This window comes from Streptomyces sp. Ag109_O5-1 (assembly GCF_003814875.1).
Taxonomy (GTDB): Bacteria; Actinomycetota; Actinomycetes; order Streptomycetales; family Streptomycetaceae; genus Streptomyces; species Streptomyces sasae.
Genome location: NZ_RKQF01000001.1, coordinates 1,062,947 through 1,088,728, shown reverse-complemented (window position 1 = coordinate 1,088,728; position 25,782 = coordinate 1,062,947). Strand labels below are relative to the sequence as shown.

Here is a 25,782-nt window from a genome sequence, read left to right as displayed (position 1 = left end):
CGCACACCGTCATGAGCAAGCCGCTGAAGCAGATCCACCTGGCCGCGCACTTCCCGGGTGTCAACAACACCACGGTGTGGAGCGACCCGGCCGCCGGCAGCCACATCGAGTTCAGCTCCTTCGCGCACTTCGCGAGGACCGCCGAACGCGCCAAGTTCGACTTCCTGTTCCTCGCCGAGGGCCTGCGGCTGCGCGAACAGGGCGGGAAAATATACGACTTGGACGTCGTCGGCCGCCCCGACACCTTCACCGTCCTCGCCGCGCTGGCCGCCGTCACCGAGCACCTCGGCCTGACCGGCACCATCAACTCCACCTTCAACGAGCCCTACGAGGTGGCCCGTCAGTTCGCCAGCCTCGACCACCTCTCCGCCGGCCGGGCCGCCTGGAACGTGGTCACCTCCTGGGACGCCTTCACCGGCGAGAACTTCCGGCGCGGCGGCTTCCTGCCGCAGGAGGAGCGCTACTCCCGCGCCAAGGAGTTCCTCACCACCGCGAACGAGCTCTTCGACTCCTGGCACGGCGACGAGATCCTCGCCGACCAGGCCACCGGCACCTTCCTGCGGGACGCCGGGGCCGGCTCCTTCGTGCACAAGGGCGACCAGTTCGACATCCACGGCCAGTTCAACGTGCCGCGCTCGCCGCAGGGCCGCCCGGTGATCTTCCAGGCCGGCGAGTCCGACGAGGGCCGCGAGTTCGCCGCCTCCAGTGCCGACGCGATCTTCAGCCGGTACGCCACCCTCGACGCCGGCCAGGCCTTCTACACGGACGTGAAGTCCCGCCTCGCCAAGTACGGCCGGGCGCCCGGCGACCTGCTGATCCTGCCCGCCGCCAGCTTCGTCCTCGGCGACACCGACGAGGAGGCGGAGGAGATCGCCCACCAGGTGCGCCGGCAGCAGGTCAGCGGCGCGACGGCCCTCAAGCACCTGGAGTTCGTCTGGAACCGGGACCTGTCGGCCTACGACCCGGAAGGCCCGCTGCCGGACGTCGATCCGCTGGTGGCCGAGGAGCACATCTCCCGGGGCCGGGCCCAGGTCAGGATGTACCGCGACCCCGTCGCCATCGCCCGGGAGTGGCGGGGGCTGGCCGAGGCCAACAAGTGGTCCATCCGCGACCTGGTGATCAACACCGGCAACCGGCAGACCTTCGTCGGCTCCCCGGCCACGGTGGCCAGGACGATCAACGACTTCGTTCAGGCGGACGTCGCCGACGGCTTCATCCTGGTCCCGCACATCACCCCCGGCGGCCTCGACGCCTTCGCCGACACGGTCGTACCGCTGCTCCAGGAGCAGGGTGTGTTCCGCACCGAGTACGAAGGCACCACCCTCCGCGGCCATCTCGGCCTCGCCCACCCCGACGAGAAGCGCAGCGAACGGGCCGCGTCATGAAGTTCCTGGCGATCACTCTGATCGTGCACCGCCCGGATCCGCTCACCGGCGTCCGGAAGCCGACCCACGACCGGTTCCGGGAAGTGCTCGACAACGCCGTGCTCGCCGAGGAGCTGGGCTTCGACGGCTTCGGGGTGGGGGAGCGGCACGAGCGGCCGTTCATCTCCTCCTCCCCGACCGTCGTCCTCAGCCATGTCGCCGCCCTGACCCGGCGCATCCGCCTCTTCACCGCCGTCACCACGCTCAGCCTGCTCGACCCGGTCCGTGCCTACGAGGACTACGCGACCCTCGACCACCTCTCCGACGGCCGGCTGGACCTGATCATCGGCAAGGGCAACGGCACCGCCCAGCGCGAGCTGTTCCACGTCACCCCCGAGGACCAGTGGGACCGCAACGCCGAGAGCTACGAGGTGTTCCGGCGGCTCTGGCGCGAGGACAGGGTGACGGCACGGACCCGGTTCCGGCCGGAGCTGACGGACGCAGAGGTCTGGCCGCGCCCCTACCAGCGGCCGGTCCGGGTCTGGCACGGCAGCGCGACCAGCAAGGAGTCCGTGGACCTCGCCGCCCGCTACGGCGACCCGCTGTTCTCCGCCAACGTCACCAACCCCATAGAGCCGTACGCCGAGTTGATCCGGTACTACCGCGAACGCTGGGAGCACTACGGCCACGACCCGGCGGACATCGCCGTCGGCGCGGGCACGGCGGGCCTCTACGTGACGCCGACCTCGCAGGAGGCGCTGGAGGTGTACCGGCCGATCTTCGAGAGCAACCTCGCGTTCCAGAAGAAGGCCGGTCTGCCGGTGGTCTTCGAGACGGTCGAGGACTTCGTCGAGCGCAGCTCGGCCCTGATCGGCAGCCCGCAGCAGGTCGTCGACAAGGTCCACCGCTACCACGAGCAGTTCGGGCACACCGTCCTGCATCTGCATGCGGACGCTGGCGGACTGACGGATGCCCGGCACCGCGACTCCCTGGAGCTGTTCCAGTCAGCGGTCGCGCCCGTGCTCCGCGCGGAGATCCCGGACCCGCCGTTCGCCTGGGCCCCCGTGCTGCGGGCCGCCGAGGAGCCCGCGCATGTCTGACATCCCCCTCGGCGTCCTCGACCTGGTGCCGATACCGAGCGGCGCCACCGCCGCCGACGCCCTGCGCAACTCCATCGAACTCGCCCGGCGGGCCGAGGAGTTCGGCTACGCCCGCTACTGGTTCGCCGAGCACCACCTCAACCCGGGCGTCGCCGGCACGTCCCCCGCGGTCGTCCTCGCGCTGACCGCGGCCGCGACCTCCACCATCCGGCTCGGCTCCGGCGCCGTACAACTCGGCCACCGCACCGCGCTGTCCACGGTCGAGGAGTTCGGCCTGGTCGACGCCCTGCATCCGGGCCGCCTCGACCTGGGCCTGGGCCGCTCCGGCGGCCGTCCGCCGGGGGCGAAGACGCCCTCGGCGGCGACGGCGACCCCCGTGGTCGACGGCCGGGCACCGAACGGCCTGCTGATCCCGCCCCGCTTCTCCTTCGCCCGCCTCCTCGGCTCACCGCGCATCGCGCTGCAGCGCAGACTGCTCCTGCTCCCGAACGCCGAGTCCCAGGAGTACGCCGAGCAGATCGACGACATCCTCGCGCTGCTCGCCGGCACCTACCGCACCGAGGACGGCGTCGAGGCCCATGTCGTGCCCGGGGAGGGAGCCGACGTCGAGCTGTGGATCCTGGGCAGCAGCGGCGGCGAGAGCGCCGAGGCCGCGGGCGTCCGGGGCCTGCGCTTCGCCGCCAACTACCACGTCAGCCCGGCCACCGTCCTGGAGGCGGTGGACGGCTACCGGTCCTTCTTCCAGCCCTCCGACCACCTCGACAAGCCGTACGTCAGCGTCTCCGCGGATGTCGTGGTCGCCGAGGACGAGGCCACCGCCCGCGAACTCGCCACCGGCTACGGCCCCTGGGTCCGCAGCATCCGCACGGCCGAGGGCGCCATCCCCTTCCCCACCCCCGAGGAGGCCCGCGCCCACGTCTGGACGGCCGAGGACCGCGAACTCGTCCAGGACCGCCTTGACACTCAGTTCGTCGGCACCCCGCAGCAGGTCGCCGACCGGCTGGAACAGCTCCAGGAGGCCACCGGCGCCGACGAGTTGCTCATCACGACGATCACCCACGGCCAACACGACCGCGTCCGTTCGTACGAACTCCTCGCCGAGGAGTGGGCGCGGCGCTGACCTCCGGTCAGACCTCCGCCGCGACCAGCTCCAGCAGCCCGCGCCCCGCCCGCCCCGAGAACCACTCGGCGTGCCCGACGTAGTACTCGTACGCCAGCCGGGTGTTCTCGGCCGAGCGGGTCACGCCGTGGAAGTAGTCCAGTTCGGAGAGCGCGAACTCGGCGTGGACCAGCGGGAGCAGGGCGGGCAGTGCCGCCGACTCGGCCGCTGAGAGGGGGCGGACCGACTGGTAACCGTGCAGCAGCGCCACCGCGTCCCGCTCCCGCACCGGGCGGTCGGGGGCCAGCCACTGCACCGTGTTGCGTTCCAGTGCGGTGGCCAGGTCGTGCACGGCGGTCGTGCGGTCGCTCATGCCGAAGTCCAGGACCGTGGAGACCTCGCCGTCCTCGCCCCACAGGAGATTGGAGGCGTGCCAGTCGTTGTGGGTCCACTGGGGTGTCAGGCCGGAGAGGTGGGGAGCCAGCCGCTCGTGCAGCGGGAGCAGGACGCGTGCGGTGTCCTCGCGCCAGGGAAGGTCCGCCAATGCCGCGGCCAGGTGCGGTCGTTCGGAGACGTACCCGTCCAGCGCCGACCAGGGGTCCCGGGCGGCGAACACCGTGAAGGAGGCCACCAGCGGGCGCGGCGACCGGCCCGGCGCGGTGAAGCCCTCCGCCGCCAGGTGCAGCCGGGCCAGCGCCTCGCCCGCCGCCCGGGCGTGGGCCGGTCCCGCGAAGGGCGACCAGGACAGGGCGTCCCGGTACAGGTCGGTGCCGGTCCCGGCCGAGTGCACCTCGTAGGTCCACTCGCCGCGTCCCACCGCGTCCAGCACCTCCACCACCGGCGCCCCGCGCTCGCGCAGATGGCGCAGGAAGGCGTGTTCCTCGGCCAGGCCTTCCAGGGTGCGTACGGAGACATGGTGCCGCTTCACGAACAGGCGCCGCCCGTCCCGCTCCACGACGGCCGCCGCCGACAGCGGGCGCGGGCTGCGCCACAGCACCCGCGCCGGACCCACCACATCCATGACCTCGTCGCCGGTCAGCGCCGGCCAGTCCGGCTCGACCAGGTCGGTGCCCAGACCGTGGGCGAGATGCGCGCTCACGGTGCCGTCACCGCCGTCGTGCCGCGCAGGGCCTCCAGGACCCGGCGTTCCACGGCCGCGAACTCCGGTGCGGTGAAGTCCCGTTCGCCGTGCGGCAACGGGACCTCCACCCGGTCGACCACCGTGGCCGGGCGCGGCGACAGCACGTGGACGGTGTCGGCGAGCAGCACCGCCTCCCGGATGTCATGGGTCACCAGGACGACCGTCCAGCGGTGGCGCTGCCACATCCCGGCCAGCCACAGCTGCATCTCCGTGCGGGTCAGCGAGTCCAGCGCGCCGAACGGCTCGTCGAGCAGCAGCACCGGCCGCTCCAGGACCACCGTGCGCAGCAGCGCGGCCCGTTGCCGCATACCCCCGCTGAGCTCGGACGGATACGCCCGCTGGAAGCCGTCGAGCCCGAAGTCGGCGAAGAGCGCCCCGGCCCGCGCCCGCGCCTCCTTCTTCCGCACTCCCTGTGCCTCCAGGCCCAGCGCCGTGTTGTCCAGCACGGTCCGCCACGGGAACAGCAGGTCCTTCTGCGGCATGTAGGCGACCTTGCCGGAGGCCACCCCGGCCGGCTCGCCCTCCACCAGAACCTGCCCGGAGGTGGGCCGGTCAAGGCCCGACACCAAGTTGAACAAGGTGCTCTTGCCGCTGCCGCTCGGCCCGATGACGGCCGCGAACTCACCAGGCTCCACGGCGAGTTCCAGATCCCGCAGGACGTCGAGCGTTCCGAAGGACTTGCTCACGCCCTGCACCCGCAGCCCGCTCACGACCGCCGCTCCTTCCGCTCCCAGGGCAGCACCAGCCGCTGCACCAGATACGTCGCACCGAACAGCGCCACGCTCAGCGCGGCCGTCACCGCCACCGCCGCGAACACCAGATCCGTCCGGAACGCGGTCTTCTGCGCCTGCATATAGATCCCGAGCCCCGACTCGGCGCCCGCGTACTCCGCGAACACCGCGCCGACCACCGCGTAGGTGATGCTCACCCGCAGTCCGGTGAAGAAGTACGGCATCGCTCCCGGCACCCGCACCAGCCGGAACGTCCGCCACCGTCCCGCCCCCAGGGACCGCAGCAGCCGCATCGCCGCCCGGTCGGTCGCCGCGAACCCGGCGGCCAGGTTGGCGGCCAGCGGAAAGAACGTCGTCAGCGTCACCACCAGCATCTTCGGCAGCAGCCCGAATCCGAACCAGATGATCAGCAGCGGCGCCACGGCGACGACCGGGATCGTCTGCGAGGCGACCAGCAGGGGGTACAGGCCCCGGCGGGCGGCGGACGAGAAGTCCAGCACCACCGCCACCAGCCAGGCCGCCGCGAACGACAGCGCGAAGCCCAGCAGCGTCTCCTGCAGCGTGGGCAGCGTCTGGGCCCACAGGTCGGCCCGGTTCGCCCAGCCCTGCGCCAGGACCCGGGCGGGGGAGGGGAGCGTGGTCGGATCGACGCCGGCCGTCGTGACGTACAGCTGCCAGCCGCCGACCAGCACGGCGAGCACCAGCAAGGGCGGCCACAACGACCGCAGCACGGGCCTCACTTGGCTTCCGGAAGGTAGGCGTCGGTGAAGAACGCGGAGGTGTCCGGCGCCTTCGTCAGCTTCTTGCCGTTCGCGTCGACGAGCAGCCCGGCGCCGTACTCGAAGTCGGCGAAGGCCTTCCACCGGGAGGCGCTCTGGGTGCCGATCGTGCCGTCGGCGCCCTTGTAGTACTCCTTGGCCAGCAGCTGCGAACTCTCCTTTACCAGACGTGTGTTGGTGAGCACGCTCTTGTTGGCGGCGATGAGGAGATCGGCGGCCCGGTCGGGGTGGTCGGCCGCGTAGCGGTACCCCTTGTCGACGGCCGCGAGGAACTTCCGCGCCACCGCCGGGTTCTTCTTCAGGAACTGGTCGGAGGACGCGATCAGCGTGGAGTAGATCGCCGGGAAGCCGTAGTCGGAGAGCTGGAAGTCCTTGAGTGGCTTGCCGCTGAGCTTCGCCTCCAGGCCCTCCCAGGTCGGCATCGGCATCGCGAAGTCCGCCTTGCCCGCGTAGAGCGCCGCGTAGGCGGAGGTGTTGAGGGTGATCTGTTTGAAGTCGCCCTTGCCGCCCGCGTTCTCGATGACCTTCTGGAGCAGCGGCTTCTCGTAGGGGGCGCCGAAACCGGCGTACGTCCTGCCGTCCAGGTCCTTCGGCGAGGTGATGTCGCTGCGGTCGGCGCGCACGGACACGGTGACGTCCGTCTTCTGGGTGACGGCGTAGACCGAGGTGATGTCCTGGCCGGCCGCGCGGGCGGTGGTGACGCCCTCCTGGTAGGAGATGCCGAAGTCGGCCTTGTGGGCGGCGATCAGGGTCTCGGGCGCGGTCGAGCCGTAGGGGACGATCTTCAGGTCGATGCCGGCGTCCTTGAACCAGCCCTTCGCCTGGGCGACGTAGATGCCGGTGTGGTTGGTGTTCGGGGTCCAGTCCAGGGCCAGGGTGACGGTCGTGGTGCCGTCCTTGGCGGCGGCCGTGGAGTCGGCGTCGGCCGAGCAGGCGGTGGTGACGGCGAGGAGCGCGGTGGCGGTCAGGGCCGGCAGGGCGGTGCGGCGGAGCATGCGGAAAGTCCTTCGTGCGGAGGGGAGTCGGGCTGCGAGGGCGGTCAGGCCCGACACAGCGCGCTGTCCACCCGCTTGAAGTCGACGGCGAGGCGCCGCGTCAGCAGGGTCACGCGGCCACGTCCAGCAGGCCGTTGGTGAAGGAGCGGTCCCAGCCCGTGTCGTGTGCGATGGCGCCGTGCTCGGCGAGCCAGTGCGCGTAGGGACCCATGCGGTCCGCGTCGATCACACCCCAGCGGCCTTCTGCGTCCGTCCAGGTGGGGGCCACCAGGGCGAGCGAGCGGGCGATGAGAGGCCTCGGGAAGTAGGGGATGACCCGCTCCAGCAACTCCAGTGCGGCAGCCTGCTCCTGGGCGGCCGACGCATAGCCGCGGGCGGTGGCCGTCAGGAAGTCCCGTACCACGGAGGGGTGTTCGTCGAGCAGCCGCTCACTCGTGCCGAGCAGATAGCTGTGGTAGCGGGGCGCGCCGATCTCGTCCACCGGCCAGGTCACCCGCCGGTCCTCCGGCAGTTCGCCGCGCAAGGCGTCCCAGGACCAGTAGTTGCCGAACGTCGCGTCCGCCTCGCCCGCCTCGATGTCGTCCACGGTCAGCTCCCGGGCGCCGGCGTCGACGGTGATCACCGCGTCCGGATCGCCGCCGTCCGTCGCGACCAGGTGACGGACCATGGCCCGCCCGCGCGGGGTCGGGTTGTAGGCGAGCCGGCGGCCGGCCAGATCACGCGGCCGGGTGATGCCGGTGGACCTCGTGGTCTGCACCGCCTCCAGCCCGCGGTGGTTGACCGCGGCCACGGCGATCAGCCGCTGGCCGTGCAGTGCCCGCCGGGCGAGCAGCCGGTTCGGTGGGAAGATCCCGAAGTCCACCTCGCCCCGGGACAGGTACTCCAGCGTGTCCCCGCGCCCCGGGTCCTGCACCACCAGCTCGACGTCCAGGCCCGCCTCGGCGTACCAGCGGCGGGCGCGGGCGACATAGAGACCGGCGGAGTTCGGCCAGGGATGGAAATAGTCGAGCATGACACGTATATGCGACATGGGTACTCCGAAGGCGGCGCGCACAGGTGCGGAGGAACGAGCGAAGGGGAAGCGAGGAGGGAGGGGAGGGACGGTCAGCGGGACCGGCGACAGCACAGGTGACAACAACAGGAGCGGGCAGCGCGGTGGAACACCGTGGGCTGCGGCTCGACTGCTGTGGACACGTGAACTCCTACGCGGGGCGCAAAGCGCTGCTGGTGCGGTCGGCGTCCCCATGGGGACCGCGCCCGCGCTGCGGCGAACGGATCCCAGACGCCCTCTCAGCCCGGTCGGGGAGGGGCTCCCGCGTAGATGGCCGAAACCATAACCGCAGCTCCCGGATGCTGTGCAAGCCAGGTCCGGAATGTGGGACGGCGCTGACCGGTCACCGAGATGACCAGGTCGCGGGCGTACGATCGGCCGCCATGACCTCCCTGCTGCCCGGCCCCCTGGTCGACGACTCCTGGCTCGCGGCCCACCTGGACGACCCACGGCTGGTCGTCCTCGACGCCACCGCGCTGCTGCCCTCGCCCCGCCACGACGGCGACCACCGCTCCGCGAGCGGCCGCGCGGGCTGGGCCGAACGCCATGTCCCCGGCGCGCACCATGCCGACCTGGCAGGAGAGCTCTCCGACCCCGAGGCGCCCTACCACTTCGCCGTACCGGCACCGGAGGCGCTCGCCGCGGCGCTGGCCCGGCTGAGCGTGGGGGAGGGCAGCGAGGTCGTCGTCTACGACACCGGAGGCGGTATCTGGGCGGCCCGGCTGTGGTGGATGCTGCGCGCGATCTCGGTCCCGGCCGCGGTGCTGGACGGGGGCCTGGCCGCCTGGGAGGCGGCGGGGCGGCCCCTGGCCGCGGGCGATGCCGAGCCGGAGCCCGCCGCCGTGCCGGTGACACCGGTGCCGCGACCCGAACTCTGGTCCGGGATCGAGGAGGTGGCCGCGATCGGGCGGGGCGAGCGGCCGGGCGTACTGGTGTGTGCGCTGCCGACGGGCGGGTACGACGGTTCGGCGCCGACGCGCTACAGCCGGCGGGGGCACATTCCGGGGAGCGTCAGCCTGCCCGGGCGGGGGCTGCTGGATGACACCGGGCGGGTGCTGCCGCGTACCCGACTCGGCGAAAAGGCAGGGGCGTTGAGCGCTGCCACGCCGGTCGTTCTCTACTGCGGCGGGGGGATCTCGGCGGCGGGGGCGGCGCTGGCGCTGACCGTGCTCGGCCGTGAGGACGTGTCGGTGTACGACGGTTCACTGGAGGAGTGGTCCAAGGACCCTGCGCGGCCACTGGAGTTGGGCGGGTGAGGGTGAGGCGGTGAGTTGTCGGGTGCGGGTGCGTGGGGGCTGGTCGCGCCCACGCGGCGGAGCCGCATATCGACACAGTCCCGCGCCCCTGAGCAGGCGGCCGTGCCGTCGCTGCCCAGCCGACGGCGCTGCCGCGCGGACGTCTCCCTCCCCCGAAGGTGGCGTCCGCGCGGCTGCTTCCCCCGGCGCCGGACAGTGGTCCGACCACCCGCGTCGCGGTCGTGCCGGTGTCACCAGCACATGACCGCGGTCTCCCCCGACCCCCATGTCGAATGGAGACGGACGCGGACGAAATAGCGGCGGCCCTTGACGAGCCTGACCCTGAGCCTGGCGTTGTGCGGGGTACCCCCGTCGTCGTGGCCGGCGAGGTAGCGCGGTTCCCCGTCGCGCTCCTCGAAGACCACGACGACGGAGTCGCTCTCCCCGAAGGCGCCCACGCTGTAGACGCGGGTCTCCGGCGGCTCCACGGCGAAGTCGGCCTGCTCGCCCGTGCCGAGACCCAGCGGCACCGAGCGGAACGGCACCAGCGCGGCCGGGCTGCCGGCGGGCGGATACCAGCGGAGCACGAACTCCTTGTCCGCCGGGGACAGCGAGCCCGGCGGGTACAGCCCGTTGTGGTACTGCTCCGGTTCCAGGATCAGCCCCGGGCCGAAGGGGTACTGCATCACGGACTGCGGGTCCCACACCGCGCCGTTGGCCTCGGACGGGTCGAGCGTGCGCAGGATGTTGAAGTGCGTCTTGTCCCGGCTCCAGTGGTTCGGCGGGCCGAAGAGGTCGGTGTAGACCGCCTCGTCGTCCCAGTGGAGGCCGGCGAACGGGCTCTGGTGCTCGTGCCGCATGCCGAGCGCGTGCCCGATCTCGTGCAGCGCCGTCCAGCGGCCGCCGGGCTCCGTCAGGTCCCAGCCCAGGTTCATCGTGCGCTCGCCGAGCCCGACCGAGAGCGCGTCCCGGCCCACCGCCGACCAGGATCCGTCGCCCAGCTGGAAGCCGATCCGCAGCTCGGCCTCGCACCGGTCGAAGACCTCGGTGAACGTCACCCCGATGCCGAGGTCCTGCCACTCCCGGAAGCTCTCCCGCACCACGTCCAGCTGTTCCTTGGCGCCGGCCCACGGCACCAGGCGGGTCTCCGCGGTCCCCGGGACCGGGATCACCGAGGCGTCGGTGTCGGCGTCGAAGAAGTAGTAGTGCAGTGCCGTGCCGTTGACCCACATCCGCCGCCCGCCGACCAGCGCACTCAGCCGCTCGGCGGACAGTCCCGGCGCGAATGCCGGGGCCGGCTGCCGCGGAAGCGAGCAGTAGCGTCGGGTCATGCGTTCAGACTGCCGTTCCACCCGGCCGGGCGCCTGAGTCGGAAGCTACTCAAGTCCACCTGTATCAGAGCTGAGCAACCCGACTCATACTCACGTGACGACTTACGAACGGGACGCGAGAAACCTCGAACTGCCCTGGCCGTTCACCGGCCGGGAGGAGGAACTGGAGCTGGTGCGGCGGGCGTCGGTCGCCGGACGGCAGGGCGTCGTGGTGACCGGACCGGTGGGCAGTGGCAAGACCCGGCTGATCACCGAGGCCGTGCGGGGCGCCGACTGCGCCCGGGTGACCGGCACCCCCGAGACCAGCTCCCTCCCGTTCGCGGCGTTCGCGCACCTGCTCACCGACGGGGTCTCGCTGCCCGGCGCGGTCCGCCACCTGTCCGGCGTACGGCTCCTCGTCGTCGACGACGCCCACCTCCTCGACGAGGCCTCCGCCGCCCTCGTCCACCAGCTCGCCGTGCACGGCCGCACCCGGCTCGTGGTGGCCGCCGCCGACACGGCTCCCGTCCCCGGCGCCGTGTCCCGGCTGTGGACCGGGGAACTCCTCACCCACCTCGCCCTGGAGCCGCTGCCGTACGACGAGACGGACCGGCTCCTCGCCGGCGGCGGCCTGGACCCGCTCACCGTGCGCCGGCTGCACCGGGTGTCCCGGGGCGATCTGCGGCTGCTGCGCGAACTGCTCGGCACTCTGCGCGAGTCCGGCCGGCTGACCCGGGTCCCGGACACGGGCGAGTGGGCGTGGCGCGGCCCGCTGCCGCTCACCGCGACCGTTCGGGACCGGATCGCGCCCCTGCTGGACCGGCCGGCCCCCGGCGAGTACGACACCCTGGAACACCTCGCCTTCGCCGAGCCCCTGCCGCAGCACCTCGACGACGGCCTCGACCTAGGGATCCTCGAACGGCTGGAGACGGACGGCCTGATCCACGTCGACGGCCAGGGCGCCGTCCGTCTCGCCCACCCCCTGCTCGGGCCCGCGCTGCGCGCCCGCGCGGGGCGGCTCCGGGCCCGGCGGCTGGCCCGCACCCCCGACCAGTGCGAGCCGGCCCTGAAGGAGGAACAGGAGCAACTGGAGGTACGGATCGAGCAGTTGGACGTACGGGAGGCGCCGGCCCCGGTGGGGGAGTGGCTGGCTGCGGAAGGCCTGCCCGTACCGGCCGGGTACGCGGCCGTGCGTGCCCGGTACTCGCGGCTTCGGGGGGAGCTGCGAGAGGCGGCGGCATGGGCGAGGGAGGGACTGCGGACGGCGCCGGGCGACGCCTCCTGCAGTACCGAACTCGCCCGCGCCGCCGCCGAGTCGGGGGAGGGTGCCGTAGTGCGCGAGGACGGGGGTCTTGCGCACTACGGCACCGTACGGCTCGGCGAGTCCGCCGGGGCCGCGGGGCGGCCGTCCGGCGTGCTCGCACTGCACGCGGAGGCCCTCGCCCGCGGTGACGGACCCGGCCTCGACCGGGCCGCCGAGGCACTCGCCGAGCGCGGGCTGCTGCTGTTCGCCGCCGAGGCCCACGCCCAGGCGGTCCGCGCCCATCGTGACCCGCGGGCCGCCCGGATGTCCCGCACCCGCGCGGTCGCCCTCGCCCGCCGCTGCCAGGGCGCCCGCACCCCGGCCCTGTCCGGCCTGGTCCTCGGTGAACTCACCGCCCGCCAGCGCCAGATCGTCACCCTCGCCGCCGCGGGCCTCAGCAACCGCCAGATCGCCGAGCAACTGACCCTGTCCGTACGGACGGTGGGCAACCACCTCTACAGCGCGTACACCCGCCTCGGAGCAGGCGACCGGGCCGCGCTGCCATGGCTGGTGGAGCAACCGGACGCGCAGTCGGCATGAGCCGAGGCGCTCAGGCCGCCCCGAACGCCGCGAACGCCCACCCGGTCGCCTGGTGGACCGCGTCGCCCGGCAGGGCGGCCCGGGCGTCCCGCAACGCCTCCGCCAACGACAGTCCGGCGCCCAGCCCCTTGTGCAACGCCAGCATCAACGGCACCACCGCCGCGTCGTTGACGGGCGCGCTGCTCGCCACCACCCCGGCCGTGCCCAGCGGCAGCAACGCCGTGACCAGGCCGAGGAGTTCGTCGGCACCGACCGACGCGAGCCGGGCCGTGTCGCAGCTGGAGAGGATGATCCGGTACGGGCTGCGGTCCAGGCGCTCGAAATCGTGCACGATCAGCGGACCGTCGGCCATGTGCAGCGAGGAGAAGAGCGGGCTGTCCGCGCGGAAGCTGCCGTGCGCCGCGATGTGGGCGAGCGCCGCCCCGTCCAACTCGCGCAGAACGCGGGGGACTTGGGCGTCATCGTGCTCCAGGACCGTGGCCGTCGCGTAGTGGCCGGCCACCTCGGGCACCTCCGCGCCCCCGGTGGCCAGCTCCGGCCCGCGGACCAGCACATGCCGGCCACCCGGCGGCGGCTCGGTCTCCCGGGCCCGCAGCCAGCTCCCCGCCGACGGCGACACACTGAGCACCCGCTCCCGCAGCGAGGGCAGCAGGGCCCAGGTGACCCGGTGCAGCACCCCCGGCGGCACGACGATCACCGGCCCGGACCCGAGATGCGCGGCGGCCCCGCCCAGCAGCAGCTCCTCGAGCCGCCGCCCGGCGGCCTCCACGACCGGCAGCCGCCCCTCCGCCCCCGGATGCGCCAGCCGCCGCAGTCCCGCCTGGACATGCTCGGCCTCGTTGACCGCCTCCGCCAGCAGACCCCCCTCGAAGCGCCGCACCCGGCCCTGGCCGCACAGCAGGATGTGCACCCGGCCGTCCAGGACGGCGAGTTCGACCAGACGCGCATCACCCAGCCGGTCCAGGAGACGGGCCGGGTCGAACCGGTCACCCTCCCCCGGGGCGTCGCCGCTGGTGTGGTGGGTACGGGAACGGATCTCCCGCTCCAGACGCCGCTGTTCGCGCTCCAGGGCGGGCACCGGCCGGCCCTGCCGGCGGGCGTCCGCCGCACGGGCCGCGATCTCGCGGAACGCGGTCAGGGAGGAGAGCAGAACCGGGTCGGCGGGCGGCCGGGTCGGGGGAGCGGACAGCACCGTGGCCCGCCAGCGCTCGCTCCACTCCAGCAGCCGGCGCGGGCCGCCGTGCGCGAGGCTCGCCTGCTGGGCCAGCGCGGCCAGCTCCGCGCCCTGCGCGGTGGCCCGGGCCCGCAACTCCGAGGCGCCCAGGGTCATCCGGTGGTCGTCGAGCACGTCCAGCCCACGCCGGCAGGCCTCCAGGACACCACGCCGGGAACCCGCCGCCCGGGCACGCAGGGCCTGAGCAGCCCAGCCGGTCATCCGGGCCAGCGGCGGCCCGCCGTGCCTGCTGCGCGCCGCCACCGCCAGATGCCGTTCCGCATCGGCCGTCCAGCCCAGCGACAGCGCGATCCGCCCCGCGAGCAGCGAGGCCTCCGGCGCGGCCGGCGCACCGAAGGCCGCCAGCTCGTCGGCGACCGCCGCCGCGTCCTGCACCAGCCGCCCCGAAGCGGCCCCGCCCGCCACCCGCGCCTCGATCAGCACCAGCCGGGCATGCGTCTCCCACCAGGTCCGCCGCTGCCCCGAGAACAGCCGTACGGCGACGGCGGCGCGGGCGATCGCGGTCTGAGCGTCCCCGGTCGACAGCGCGGACCGGGCGGCGGTCAGCAGCAGTTCGGCCTTGCGGGTGGACTGCCCGCCGATCCGGTCCAGGGTCGCGATCGCCGCGTCCGCCTCGGCCAGCGCCTCCGGGGCCAGCCCGGCCGCCATCAGCACGTCACAGCGCGCGATGTACAGCATGAACGAGGGGGTGCCCAGCTCGTCGTACCGTTCCTTGGCCTCGGCCAGCAGCCGCAGCGCCGCCGGGATGTCGCCGGACCGGTACGCGGCCAGGCCCCGGTTCTCGACGGCCACCGCCTTGTCGTGCTCCTGGCCCGTCGTCTCCCACAGCAGCTCCGCCGCCGTGAAGTCCGCGTCGGCCCGCTCCACCGCGCCCATCGCCAGATGCACGGTGGCCCGCACGCTCAGCGCCCGCGCCGTCCAGATGACGTCGTCGGCCTGCCGCAGCACCGGTATCGCCCGCCGCAGGTCCTCCAGGGCCTCCTTGTGCCGGCCCAGCACCCATCCGGCGAACGCCCGCCGGTACAGCACCCGCGCCCGGGTGTGCCCGTTGCCCCGGGCCACCCCGCGGTCCAGCGCGTCCAGCCCCTGCCGCGTGCGCCCCGCGTGCACCAGGGCAACTCCGAGGGCGGCGAGAACGTCCGCCTCCCGCTCCGCCGAGTCCGCGCGGGCCGCGAAGTCCCGGGCACGCCGCAGATGGTCGAGGGCCACGGCAAGGTCCCCGAAGTCCCGCTGCCAGATGCCGATGACCTGGTGGGCGACGGACGCGTCCAGCGGCGACGGATCGGACCGCAGGACGCGCTCCGCCCGCGCCAGGGCCTCGCCGGGGGCGGCGAACACCATCGGCAGGAGTTCCGTAACCGAATCGCTTCGCGCAGTCACCCCTCGGATGGTAGTGGCCTGGGCATACATGCCCCACAGGTTTGACGCTGTATCAAGCGGCGGCTTCGCGAGTCTGACTGAAGAACGCCGCTTCCGGGGGAGGAGACAGGCCATGGCACCGCAGCGATTCCACGAGCAGTTCGATCAGATCCAGCGCTCCATGCCGGACGTACCACTGGCGATGGGGCCGGACGACGCCGCAGAGTTCCTGTACGAGAAGGGGGTGGTCCTCGCCCGCGACGGTGAGGAGGCCAGGGTCGTCGAGGACAGCGTGCGCGCCCACTTCACCGCCACCACCGGCCTGGTCGCCGACCATGTGCGCAGGGCGGGACCGGAGACCAACCGCACCGGGGTCACGCGCATCCAGGTGGGCGACCCGAGCCACGGCGACCGCACCGGGGACCGCGCCGTCGGGCACGCGCTGCGCGCCCTGCGGGAGGCCGAGGGCCGCGCCGGGCGCCGCCTGGTCAGCCGCAACCACATCGTCTCCACCACGGGGAACGCCAACTCCTGCAACCCCTGCGAACCGCTCCCCGCCCTGCTCACCCAGACCCCCAACCCCCAGGCCGTGCAGGGGAGTCACGACCCGGACACCGCCGTCAGCGTCCTGGTGATGGACACCGGTCTGGTCCACGACTACCGCTCCTACCCCCTCCTCGCCCGCGTCCAGGGCGACCCGCAGATCGCCGAGACCGACGCCGACGGCATCCTCCAGCAGTACGTCGGCCACGGCACGTTCATCGCCGGACTCATCGCCGCTCTCGCGCCCAACACCGACATCACCGTCACCAACACCCTGAACGACGCGGGCGCCATCCTGGAGTCCGAGTTCGGCGCCAAGCTCTTCGAGGCGGTCGACCAGCACGGCTGGCCGGACATCATCAGCCTCTCCGCCGGCACCTCGAACGGCAGCCCCGACGGACTGCTCGCCGTCGAGGCCTTCATGGACGCCCTGCGCGACCGGTCCACCCTGCTCGTCGCCGCCGCCGGCAACAACGGCAGCGCCACCAACTTCTGGCCCGCCGCCTGCGCCGACCTGCCCGGCTACGAGAACACCGTCCTCTCGGTCGGCGCGCTGCGCAGCGACGGCGAGTACGGCGCCTGCTTCACCAACCACGGCAGCTGGGTCAAGGTCTACGCCCCCGGCGAGCAGCTCATCGGCGCCATGGCCGGCTTCGACGCACCCGTGCCGTACGTGTACCAGCACACCACCTACGACGCCTGCCGGTTCGGCTTCACCTACGCCTGCACCTGCCAGTACCCACGCCACACCGGCGTGTTGACCGACACCGGGACGACCGGCCCCGGCAAACCGGACCAAGTGATGTTCGAAGGGTTCGCACAGTGGAGCGGAACATCGTTCGCCACCCCCATCGTCGCCGGCCTCGTCGCCGACCGGATGACCACGACCAAGGAGGCCGACCCGCGCGCGGCACGCGCCCAACTCCTCCAGGACATCACGGATTACGCCGAGGTACGCGGCACCCCGGTACCTGCGCTCCGCCCGGCGACCTGGCAGCCGGTCCCCGTCGTCCGGCTGGCACCCATGGCATGAGTTCCGGAACACTCCCCTCCACGGCGTACGATGACTTGCCGTACACGAGGGGTGGGACCGTGGACCGAGCAGAGGTCGGCGCGCTGGTCCAGTGCGCCGTCGACGGCGACGCGGCGGCCTGGAAGGCGCTCGTGGAAGGGCTGAGCCCACTGGTGTGGTCAGTGGTGCGCGCACACCGGCTCTCCGACGCCGACGGGCACGAGGTGTACCAGACCGTCTGGTTCCGGTTCGCCCAGCACCTGGGCCGCATCCGGGAACCCGAGAAGGCGGGCTCCTGGCTGGCCAGCACCGCACGCAACGAGTGCCTCAAGGTCATCAGGAGCCTGACCCGGCTGCTGCCGACCGACGACCCGCAGGTCCTCGACCGGGTCAGCGAGGACCGTACGCCCGAACAGTCCTTGATCGACGCGGAGGACGCCGCCGCCGAGGCCGAGCAGATCCGGCTGTTGTGGCAGGAGTTCGAGGAACTCGGCGACCGGTGCAGGCAGTTGCTCCGTGTCCTGATGGCCTCGCCGCCGCCCAGTTATGTCGAGGTGTCCGTGGCACTGGGCATCGCGGTGGGCAGTATCGGCCCGCTGCGCCAGCGCTGTCTGCGCCGGCTGCGGGCCCGGCTCGACGCTAGGGGAACGGTGTGAACGCCATGGACACGGGCGACGACGAGGGCTTCGACGGCACCGAGTTCGCCGAGATCGACGAGTTCGATGCCGACGCGCTGGAGGAGGAACTGCGCCGGGCGGCCGCCGTCCTCGACCCGCTCCCGGCCGACCTGCTCCAACTGGCCATGGACGCCTACGTCCTGCACGACCTGGACGCCCGGATCGCCGAACTCACCTTCGACTCCCTGGTGGACGCCATCCCGGTCAGAGGGGCCGAGGCCCCGCCCCGGATGCTGACGTTCCAGGCGGGCGGGCTCACCGTGGACGTCGAGGTCACCGGCGACGGACTGCTCGGCCAGGTGCTGCCCCCGCAGTCGGCGCGCATCGAGGTACTCGGCGGCCCGGCGGCGGTGCAGCCGCTCACGGTCGACGGCATGGGCCGCTTCGCCAGTCAGACCCCGCCCACGGGGCCGTTCGCGCTGCGGCTGCGGACCGGTGAGGACGTGATCGTCACGGAGTGGCTGCGGGCGTGAGGCGCCGTCACCATGTGACCGGCAGCGTCAGCGGCCCCCGGACCATCGTCTTGCGGCGCCACTCCACCTCCTCCGCCGGCACCGCGAGCCGCAGCCCCGGCAGCCGGTCGAGAAGGGTGTCGACCAGCAACTCGGTCTGCAGCCGGGCGAGTACCGCGCCCGTGCAGTAGTGCGGGCCGTTGCCGAAGGCGAGATGCGGGTTCGGGTCGCGGTCGGGGACGATGCGGTCCGGGTCGGGGAAGACGGCCGGGTCGCGGTTGGCGGCGAGATAGGAGACGTATACCGGATCGCCGGCCGCGATCCGGGTGCCGTCGCCCAACTCGACGTCCTCCAGGGCGATCCGGGCGAGCCCGACCGTGCTGCGGTGCGGGATCCAGCGCAGCAGCTCGTCGAGGACCGGCACGCGCTCCACCGGCCGGTCGCGCATCCACGCCATCAGCTCCGGCCGGGTGAGCAACAGGTACAGCATCTGGCCGCAGTTGTGGGTGACCGCCTCGCCGCCGATCTGCAGCGGACCGGCCAGCCCCACGGCCTCTTCCTCGCCGATCTCGCCCCGGGCCACGGCACCCCCGAGCAGCGAGTACACGTCGTCACCGGTGCAGTCGGCACGCGCGCGTACGGTCTCGGTGATCCACCCGTACAGGCCCCGCTTGGCCGTGTCGGCGGCCTCGACGCCGCCCGAGGTGGAGATGATCTGCCGGGTCCAGGCGTGCACCCGCTCCCGGTCGGACTCCGGCACCCCCATCACCTCGCTGACCACGATGATCGGGAACGGCTCCAGCACCCGCCCGATCAGATCCGCGGGCGGCCCGTCCCGTACGACCCCGTCCACCAGTCGGTCGAGGATCTCCTGCGCCCGGGGCCGCAGCCGCTTCATCGCGCCCATCGTGAAGGCACCGGCGACCGGCTTGCGCAGCCGGTTGTGGTCGGGCTGGTCGGCCCAGGCCAGCGAGCCCGGGCGGGGCTGGAAGTGCGGGGCGAGCCGCGTCACCTGCCGCCGGGTGACCTCGTCCCGGCTGAACCTCGCGTCGTTGGTGACGAGCCTGACGTCCTCGTACCGGGTGGCCAGCCACGCCCAGCCCTCGCCGAACGGCAGCCGGATCCGCGTCACCGGACCCTCCGCCATCAGGGCGGCGAGGACCGGGTCGAACTCCGTCCCCTCCAGGTCGAGCGCCGGCCAGTCCCGTACCGGCCCCGCGGCCCCGCAGCCGGGCGCGGCCGGCTCCGCCGTGACGGGCGCGAGTATCTCCGTGGTGACGGGCTTGACCGGCTCGGCCGTCGCGGGCGTGGTGATGTCCGTCGTCATGGATCCACCCTCGTACGGCCCTCACCCGGTGTCCTGCGGGAATGCTCCAGGAGGGGGCACGGGGGAGGTCAGCGGCCGACGGAGTCCACGAGCCCGGCGAGGGCGGTGGCGAGCCGGTCGACTCCGGGCCCGGCCGGGCCACCGGGCTCGGCCATGTACAGATCCCGCCGGATCTCCACCATCAGCGCGCCGACCCGTGCGTCCGTCCCGTAGAACTCCAACGGCACATAGGTCCCGCTGAACGGGCTGTCCAGCCCGGTCTCCCCGCACCCCGCGAACGCCTTCCGCGCCGCCTCGGCCAGCCCGGCCGGCGTGTGGAAGCGGTCCGTGCCCAGACACACCGGCGGCCGCGGTCCCGCTCCGTGCAGCTCGTAGGGCAGCGCCCGGCTCGGATAGGAGTGCACGTCGATCACCACAGCCCGCCCGGTCGCGGCCAGCCGCCCGGCGACGGCCTCCGTCATCGCCCGCGCGTACGGCCGGAAGTACCGCGCGACCAACGGCCCGGGATCCACGCCCTCCTGCCGCAGCACGTCCCGGTGCGTGGTCCGCGTGTACACGGCCCCCATCCCGACCGCGAGCATCTCCTCCCGCTCGTCCGGGAACCGCTCGGGATCGACGACCAGCCGGGACAGCCGGTTGACGAACCGCCAGGGGGTGACTCCCGCGCGTTCTGCCGCGGCCTCGGCGAGCTCCGCCGTGTGCGCGTCCGTGATGTGGTCCAGCTCCCGCTCCAGCGCGGCATCGTCGAGCTCGATGCCCGCCCTGACATCGGCCGGGATCGTCCGCGCCGAGTGCGGTACATGCAGGATCACGGGCGACTCGCCGGCGCCGGGGAGGAGTTCGTACGACGGCTGGGACACGGGCGGCTCCGGGGCGTTGTCAGTGGCAGGGTGCAGGATCAAGGTGTCACATCGACGACCGACGAGGGCGGGGCGCTCACCATGCCGATCAGCAATCCCCGGATCACCGGGCACGCCTTCCTGGCGGAGCTGTACGAGGACGACTACTTCCCCGGCCGCGTGGTGGACCGGGGCAGGGCGATCCTCGTCCGGCTCTGCGAGCGCATCGAGGCCGAGAGCCCGGCCGACCTGCCCACGCTCTACGCCCTGACGCACGCGGCCACCGAGGAGTTCAACGCCCTGGAGGCCGAGTTCGAGGCGGCCGGCAGCGAGATCGAGACCGTGGCCCGGGAGGAGATAGGCGGGGACTTCTGGGTCATCGCCCGGGCGTACGGCTTCGAGGACGCGGAGCCCGAGGAGCTGATCGCGCCGCGCGAGTGGTGAGCCGTCAGCCGAGCAGCTCCGCCACCAGCGCGCCCACCTGCGCGGTCTCGATCAGGAAGCCGTCGTGGCCGTACGGCGACTCGATCAGCCGGAGCCGGTCGGCGGACGGGATCAGCGCGGCCAGCTCCGACTGCTGGGCAGGGGGATAGAGACGGTCGGAGTCGACGCCCGCGACCAGCGTGCGGGCCGTGACCCGGCCGAGGGCGGCGCGCACCCCGCCCCGGCCGCGGCCGACGTCATGGGCGTTCATCGCCTGCGACAGCACCACGTAACTGCCCGCGTCGAAGCGCCGTACCAGCTTGGCGGCGTGGTGGTCGAGATACGACTCGACCTGGTAGCGGCCGCCGGTGAAGGGGGCCTCGCCCGCCTGCGGTGTCCGGCCGAAGCGGATCGCGAGCTCGGGCTCGCTGCGGTAGGTGACATGGGCGATCCGGCGGGCCAGGCCCAGGCCGGCGTGCGGGGCGCGTCCGGTGCCGTGGTAGTCGCCGCCGTGCCAGTCGGGATCGGCGCGGATCGCGCCGAGCTGGGCGTTCGTCCACGCGATCTGCTCGGCGCTGGCCGCCGCCGTCGTGGCGAGCAGCAGCAGGGCCCCGACCCGCTCCGGGTACGACACCGCCCACTCCACGGCCCGCATCCCGCCCATGGAGCCGCCGACGACCAGCGCCCACCGCCCGATGCCCAGCGCGTCGGCGAGCCCGGCCTCGGCCGCGACCTGGTCGCGCTGGGTCAGGAAGGGGAAGGCACCGCCCCAGGGCAGACGGCCCTCGGCACGCGGGGAGGCCGGTCCCGTGCTGCCCTGGCAGCCGCCCAGGACGTTCGGGGCGACGACGAACCAGCGGTCGGTGTCCAGCGCCAGGCCAGGCCCGACCAGCCCGTCCCACCAGCCCGGGGTCGGATGCCCCGGTCCGGCGGGCCCGGCGACATGGCTGTCACCGGTGAGCGCGTGCAGCACCAGCACGGCGTTGGAGGCGTCGGGGGCGAGCCGGCCCCAGGTCTCGAACGCCAGCCGTACGCCGGGCAGTTCGCCGCCGGCCTCCAGCGGAAGCGGCTGGTGAGTGACATACCACCGGCGGCGGCCCGGCGGATCCCCCTCCCGCCAGCCCCCGTGGGCCGGCGGAAGGGGAACCCCTGCGTGCGGTACGGCGTTCAGGACGCGGCACCCTTGGCCGCGCGGAAACCGGCCTCCAGGTCGGCCTTGAGATCGGCGAGGTTCTCGATGCCGACCGACAGCCGCACCAGGCCCGGCGCGGTCCCGGTCGCCGTCAACTGCTCCTCGTCCAGCTGGCTGTGGGTGGTGGACGCCGGGTGGATGATCAGGCTGCGGACGTCACCGATGTTGGCGAGATGGCTGAACAGCTCGACCGCGTCCACGAACCGCTTGCCCGCCTCGATACCGTCCCGCAGTTCGAAGGAGACGATCGCGCCGGCGCCGTTCGGCAGGTACTTCCGCCCCGCCTCGTACCAGCGGCTGGACGGCAGGCCCGGATAGTGGACTGCGGCGACCTCGTCGCGCTGCTCCAGCCACTCGGCGAGGGCCTGGGCATTGGCCGAGTGCCGCTCCAGGCGCAGGCTCAGCGTCTCCACGCCCTGCAGCAGCAGGAACGCGGAGTGCGGGGAGAGTGCGGGGCCGAGGTCGCGCAGCAGCTGCACCCGCAGCTTGATGGCGTACGCGCCGGGGCCGAGGGCCGGCCAGTACCGCAGGCCGTGGTAGCTGGGGTCGGGCTCGGTGAAGTCGGGGAAGCGGTCGGAGTGCGCGCCGAAGTCGAAGCTGCCGCCGTCGACGACCACCCCCGCGATCGCCGTCCCGTGCCCGCCGAGGAACTTGGTCGCCGAGTGCACGACGATGTCCGCGCCGTGCTCGAGAGGCCGCAGCAGGTACGGCGTCGGGACCGTGTTGTCCACGATCAGCGGCACGCCCGCCGCGTGGGCCACGTCCGCGACCGCCCGTACGTCGAGGACGTTGCCGCGCGGGTTGCCCAGCGTCTCCGCGAACAGCGCCCTGGTGTTCGGCCGGATCGCCGCCCGCCAGGCCTCGGCGTCGTCCGGGTCGTCCACGAAGGACACCTCGATGCCGAACCTCGGCAGCGTGTGCCGGAACAGGTTGTACGTGCCGCCGTAGAGGGACGTGCTCGACACGATGTGGTCGCCCGCGCCGGCCAGCGTGAGGATAGCCAGGGTCTCCGCGGCCTGCCCGGACGACAGTGCCACCGCCGCGACCCCGCCCTCCAGCGAGGCGACCCGCTGCTCGAAGACGTCCTGGGTGGGGTTGTGGATGCGGGTGTAGATGTTGCCGGGCTCGGCGAGCGAGAACAGGTCGGCGGCGTGCTGCGTGTCCCGGAACACGAACGACGTCGTCTGGTAGATCGGCGTCGCCCGGGCGCCGGTCGTCGGGTCCGGTACGGCCCCGGCGTGGATCTGCCGGGTCTCGAACGACCAGGCCGGGGTGTCGGATCCGGCCTGCGTCTCCTCGGGCGTGTGACCGGCGGTGACGGAGTCGATGGGCTGGCTCATGGTGCTGCTCCTCGTGCGGGAAGGCATGACGGCGTGCGCGCAGGGGCGCGCGTCGGCACAACGGAGGGACGGGGTCGGGCCGGAGCGTCAGCTCACGGCAGGACAACCCATGGTGGTGACACGCACGAAGTCCACGTGGCGTCGGCTCACAAGCACCGTCATGCGCTGAGCGAACCACAGCGGATCCGGACGGACCAGACACCTGGCGCGCGTGACATGCAGACTTCACGAACGGGATACACACCGCCCGCCGCGGTGCCGGCGGGACGGGGCCGGACATGGCTCCGCCCCGGCGGGCGGGGTGCCTGCCGGGGCGGAGACTTCAAGAGGGGCCCAGGGAGCCCTGAGGCGTCAGAGCGCCGCGAGCGCCGCGTTCCAGGTGGCCGACGGGCGCATGACCGCGTCCGCCTTGGCCTTCTCGGGCTGGTAGTAGCCGCCGATGTCGGCCGGGGAGCCCTGGACGGCGAGCAGCTCGTCGACGATCGTCTGCTCGTTGGCGGAGAGCGTCTCGGCGAGCGAGGCGAACGCCTTGGCGAGCTCGGCGTCGTCGGTCTGCTTGGCCAGCTCCTGCGCCCAGTACAGGGACAGGTAGAAGTGGCTGCCGCGGTTGTCGATGCCGCCGACGCGACGGGTCGGGGACTTGTCCTCGTTGAGGAAGGTCGCCGTGGCGCGGTCGAGGGTGTCGGCCAGCACCTTGGCGCGGGCGTTGCCGGTGAAGTCGGCGTACTGCTCGAAGGAGGGGACGAGCGCGAAGAACTCGCCGAGCGAGTCCCAGCGCAGGTAGTTCTCCTTGACCAGCTGCTGGACGTGCTTCGGCGCGGAGCCGCCGGCGCCCGTCTCGAACAGGCCGCCGCCCGCCATCAGCGGGACGACCGACAGCATCTTGGCGCTGGTGCCCAGCTCCAGGATCGGGAAGAGGTCGGTCAGGTAGTCGCGCAGCACGTTGCCGGTGACGGAGATGGTGTTCTCGCCGCGGCGGATGCGCTCGACCGACAGCTTGGTGGCCTCGATCGGGGAGAGGATCCGGATGTCCAGGCCCTCGGTGTCGTGCTCGGGCAGGTACTGCTGGACCTTGGCGATCAGCTGCGCGTCGTGGGCGCGGCCCTCGTCCAGCCAGAAGACGGCCGGGTCGCCGGTGGCGCGGGCGCGGGTGACGGCGAGCTTCACCCAGTCCTTGATCGGCGCGTCCTTGGTCTGGCAGGCGCGGAAGATGTCACCGGTGGCGACCGGCTGCTCGATCACGACGTTGCCGGCCGCGTCGACCAGGCGGACCGTGCCGGCGGTGGCGATCTCGAAGGTCTTGTCGTGGGAGCCGTACTCCTCGGCCTTCTGCGCCATCAGGCCCACGTTCGGGACGGAGCCCATGGTGGACGGGTCGAAGGCGCCGTGGGCGCGGCAGTCCTCGATCACGGCCTGGTAGACACCGGCGTAGGAGGAGTCCGGGATCACCGCGAGGGTGTCGGCCTCCTGGCCGTCCGGGCCCCACATGTGGCCGGAGGTGCGGATCATGGCCGGCATCGAGGCGTCGACGATGACGTCGGACGGCACGTGCAGGTTGGTGATGCCCTTGTCGGAGTCGACCATCGCGAGGGCCGGGCCCTCGGCGATCTCGGCGTCGAAGGAGGCCTTGATCTCGGCGCCCTCGGGCAGGTTCTCCAGGCCCTTGAGGATGCCGCCCAGACCGTCGTTCGGGGAAAGGCCGGCCGCCTTGAGGGTCTCGCCGTACTTCGCGAACGTCTTCGGGAAGAATGCGCGCACCACGTGACCGAAGATGATCGGGTCGGAGACCTTCATCATCGTGGCCTTCAGGTGCACGGAGAACAGGACGTCCTCCTGCTTGGCGCGGGCGATCTGTGCGGCCAGGAAGTCGTTGAGCTGCGCGACGTGCAGCACGGAGGCGTCGACGACCTCGCCCGCGAGGACCGGTACGGACTCCCTGAGGACGGTGGTGGTGCCGTCCTCGGCGACCAGCTCGATCTTCAGCGCGCCGGCCTCGGAGATCACCGCGGACTTCTCGGTGGAGCGGAAGTCGTTCTCGCCCATGGTCGCCACGTTGGTCTTGGACTCGGGGGTCCAGGCGCCCATGCGGTGCGGGTGGGTCTTGGCGTAGTTCTTGACCGAGGCGGGGGCGCGGCGGTCCGAGTTGCCCTCACGCAGGACCGGGTTCACGGCGGAACCCTTGACCTTGTCGTAGCGGGCGCGGATCTCGCGCTCCTCGTCGGTCTTCGGGTCGTCCGGGTAGTCCGGCAGCGCGTAGCCCTTGCCCTGGAGCTCGGCGACGGCGGCCTTCAGCTGCGGGATCGACGCCGAGATGTTCGGCAGCTTGACGATGTTGGCCTCGGGCGTCTTCGCCAGGTCGCCCAGCTCGGCCAGCGCGTCGGGGATGCGCTGGTCCTCGTTCAGGTACTCCGGGAAGTGGGCGATGATGCGTCCGGCCAGCGAGATGTCGCGGGTGTCCACGGCGACACCGGCCTGCGAGGCGTACGCCTGGACCACCGGCAGGAACGAATGCGTCGCCAGGGCCGGGGCCTCGTCTGTGTAGGTGTAGATGATGGTCGAGTCAGTCACCGGGTGCTCCGCTCCACGTCTGCAACATTGCTCGACATCAAGATATCTCGTGATCGACCCGGGCTCGACAGGGGTCCGCGACTCGGAAGATCCGATTTTCAGACTTTGCTTTCGAAGTCCGGGCAACCGGATCCTTCGCAACGGTGGTCATGACAAGCGAGCGACCAT

The 25,782-nt window shown here is 72.6% G+C and carries 21 protein-coding genes; 9 read left to right on the top strand and 12 right to left on the bottom strand.

Annotation, left to right across the window (positions count from 1 at the left end; all coding sequences use genetic code 11):
* Window positions 1–11 precede the first annotated feature (11 nt).
* From EDD90_RS04965 to EDD90_RS04955, 3 genes are read left to right on the top strand one after another with little or no spacing between them, the layout of a single operon-like run.
* On the top strand, window positions 12–1,385 hold the full coding sequence (locus EDD90_RS04965; protein ID WP_123971930.1) for an NtaA/DmoA family FMN-dependent monooxygenase: 1,374 nt from the start codon (window positions 12–14) through the stop codon (window positions 1,383–1,385).
* The gene (locus EDD90_RS04960) at window positions 1,382–2,464 is read left to right on the top strand and encodes an LLM class flavin-dependent oxidoreductase (RefSeq protein WP_123971929.1); all 1,083 of its coding nucleotides are present in this window, start codon (window positions 1,382–1,384) and stop codon (window positions 2,462–2,464) included. Before EDD90_RS04965 ends, EDD90_RS04960 begins: the two co-directional genes overlap by 4 nt.
* Window positions 2,457–3,584, top strand: coding sequence for an LLM class flavin-dependent oxidoreductase (locus EDD90_RS04955; protein WP_123971928.1), 1,128 nt, complete (start codon window positions 2,457–2,459; stop codon window positions 3,582–3,584). The genes EDD90_RS04960 and EDD90_RS04955 overlap by 8 nt, the downstream gene beginning before the upstream one ends.
* A gap of 7 nt (window positions 3,585–3,591) precedes the next feature.
* Here EDD90_RS04955 and EDD90_RS04950 read toward each other — a convergent pair whose 3' ends face one another.
* From EDD90_RS04950 to EDD90_RS04930, 5 genes are all read right to left on the bottom strand, one after another.
* The gene (locus tag EDD90_RS04950; protein ID WP_123971927.1) at window positions 3,592–4,662 is read right to left on the bottom strand and encodes a phosphotransferase enzyme family protein; all 1,071 of its coding nucleotides are present in this window, start codon (window positions 4,660–4,662) and stop codon (window positions 3,592–3,594) included.
* The gene (locus EDD90_RS04945; RefSeq protein WP_123971926.1) at window positions 4,659–5,414 is read right to left on the bottom strand and encodes an ABC transporter ATP-binding protein; all 756 of its coding nucleotides are present in this window, start codon (window positions 5,412–5,414) and stop codon (window positions 4,659–4,661) included. The genes EDD90_RS04950 and EDD90_RS04945 overlap by 4 nt, the downstream gene beginning before the upstream one ends.
* Entirely contained in the window at window positions 5,411–6,175 is a 765-nt protein-coding gene (locus EDD90_RS04940) for an ABC transporter permease (protein ID WP_123971925.1), read from the bottom strand. Before EDD90_RS04940 ends, EDD90_RS04945 begins: the two co-directional genes overlap by 4 nt.
* On the bottom strand, window positions 6,172–7,209 hold the full coding sequence (locus tag EDD90_RS04935; RefSeq protein ID WP_123971924.1) for an ABC transporter substrate-binding protein: 1,038 nt from the start codon (window positions 7,207–7,209) through the stop codon (window positions 6,172–6,174). Before EDD90_RS04935 ends, EDD90_RS04940 begins: the two co-directional genes overlap by 4 nt.
* A gap of 109 nt (window positions 7,210–7,318) precedes the next feature.
* Window positions 7,319–8,239 carry an ABC transporter substrate-binding protein gene (locus tag EDD90_RS04930; protein ID WP_123971923.1) on the bottom strand — a complete coding sequence of 307 codons (921 nt, stop codon included), beginning with the start codon at window positions 8,237–8,239 and terminating at the stop codon, window positions 7,319–7,321.
* 404 nt (window positions 8,240–8,643) lie between these two features.
* Here EDD90_RS04930 and EDD90_RS04925 point away from each other — a divergent pair, with 404 nt between their 5' ends.
* Window positions 8,644–9,516: a sulfurtransferase gene (locus EDD90_RS04925; protein WP_123971922.1), complete on the top strand. Its 873-nt coding sequence runs from the start codon at window positions 8,644–8,646 to the stop codon at window positions 9,514–9,516.
* A 230-nt stretch (window positions 9,517–9,746) separates the two neighbouring features.
* Here EDD90_RS04925 and EDD90_RS04920 read toward each other — a convergent pair whose 3' ends face one another.
* The gene (locus EDD90_RS04920; protein WP_123971921.1) at window positions 9,747–10,826 is read right to left on the bottom strand and encodes a M12 family metallopeptidase; all 1,080 of its coding nucleotides are present in this window, start codon (window positions 10,824–10,826) and stop codon (window positions 9,747–9,749) included.
* A 94-nt stretch (window positions 10,827–10,920) separates the two neighbouring features.
* On the opposite strand from EDD90_RS04920, the gene EDD90_RS04915 reads away from it, so the two are divergent.
* Entirely contained in the window at window positions 10,921–12,648 is a 1,728-nt protein-coding gene (locus EDD90_RS04915; protein WP_123971920.1) for a LuxR C-terminal-related transcriptional regulator, read from the top strand.
* A 10-nt stretch (window positions 12,649–12,658) separates the two neighbouring features.
* Here the strand turns inward: EDD90_RS04915 and EDD90_RS04910 are convergent, their stop codons facing one another.
* Window positions 12,659–15,223 (bottom strand): CHAT domain-containing protein, encoded by a 2,565-nt coding sequence (locus tag EDD90_RS04910; protein WP_123980896.1) that lies wholly within the window; start codon window positions 15,221–15,223, stop codon window positions 12,659–12,661.
* Window positions 15,224–15,374: 151 nt separating this feature from the next.
* On the opposite strand from EDD90_RS04910, the gene EDD90_RS04905 reads away from it, so the two are divergent.
* The 3 genes from EDD90_RS04905 to EDD90_RS04895 are packed head-to-tail and all read left to right on the top strand — an operon-like array spanning window position 15,375 to window position 17,946.
* Window positions 15,375–16,817, top strand: a complete 1,443-nt coding sequence (locus EDD90_RS04905) for a S8/S53 family peptidase (protein WP_123971919.1) — start codon at window positions 15,375–15,377, stop codon at window positions 16,815–16,817.
* The gene (locus EDD90_RS04900) at window positions 16,814–17,452 is read left to right on the top strand and encodes an RNA polymerase sigma factor (protein WP_123971918.1); all 639 of its coding nucleotides are present in this window, start codon (window positions 16,814–16,816) and stop codon (window positions 17,450–17,452) included. The genes EDD90_RS04905 and EDD90_RS04900 overlap by 4 nt, the downstream gene beginning before the upstream one ends.
* Window positions 17,453–17,457: 5 nt before the next feature.
* Window positions 17,458–17,946, top strand: a complete 489-nt coding sequence (locus EDD90_RS04895; protein ID WP_123980894.1) for a hypothetical protein — start codon at window positions 17,458–17,460, stop codon at window positions 17,944–17,946.
* Between the two features lie 7 nt (window positions 17,947–17,953).
* On the opposite strand, the gene EDD90_RS04890 is transcribed toward EDD90_RS04895, so the two are convergent.
* Window positions 17,954–19,252: a cytochrome P450 gene (locus EDD90_RS04890; protein WP_123971917.1), complete on the bottom strand. Its 1,299-nt coding sequence runs from the start codon at window positions 19,250–19,252 to the stop codon at window positions 17,954–17,956.
* Between the two features lie 68 nt (window positions 19,253–19,320).
* Window positions 19,321–20,112, bottom strand: a complete 792-nt coding sequence (locus EDD90_RS04885) for an N-formylglutamate amidohydrolase (RefSeq protein WP_123971916.1) — start codon at window positions 20,110–20,112, stop codon at window positions 19,321–19,323.
* A gap of 81 nt (window positions 20,113–20,193) precedes the next feature.
* Here EDD90_RS04885 and EDD90_RS04880 point away from each other — a divergent pair, with 81 nt between their 5' ends.
* The gene (locus EDD90_RS04880) at window positions 20,194–20,535 is read left to right on the top strand and encodes a DUF5713 family protein (protein WP_123980892.1); all 342 of its coding nucleotides are present in this window, start codon (window positions 20,194–20,196) and stop codon (window positions 20,533–20,535) included.
* A gap of 4 nt (window positions 20,536–20,539) precedes the next feature.
* Here the strand turns inward: EDD90_RS04880 and EDD90_RS04875 are convergent, their stop codons facing one another.
* The 3 genes from EDD90_RS04875 to EDD90_RS04865 all read right to left on the bottom strand — a co-directional run bounded on the left by EDD90_RS04875 (window position 20,540) and on the right by EDD90_RS04865 (window position 25,614).
* Window positions 20,540–21,685, bottom strand: a complete 1,146-nt coding sequence (locus EDD90_RS04875; protein WP_123971915.1) for a homoserine O-acetyltransferase — start codon at window positions 21,683–21,685, stop codon at window positions 20,540–20,542.
* Window positions 21,682–23,046 (bottom strand): bifunctional o-acetylhomoserine/o-acetylserine sulfhydrylase, encoded by a 1,365-nt coding sequence (locus EDD90_RS04870; RefSeq protein ID WP_123971914.1) that lies wholly within the window; start codon window positions 23,044–23,046, stop codon window positions 21,682–21,684. Before EDD90_RS04870 ends, EDD90_RS04875 begins: the two co-directional genes overlap by 4 nt.
* Before the next feature lie 351 nt (window positions 23,047–23,397).
* On the bottom strand, window positions 23,398–25,614 hold the full coding sequence (locus EDD90_RS04865) for an NADP-dependent isocitrate dehydrogenase (protein ID WP_123971913.1): 2,217 nt from the start codon (window positions 25,612–25,614) through the stop codon (window positions 23,398–23,400).
* Between the last annotated feature and the right edge of the window lie 168 nt (window positions 25,615–25,782).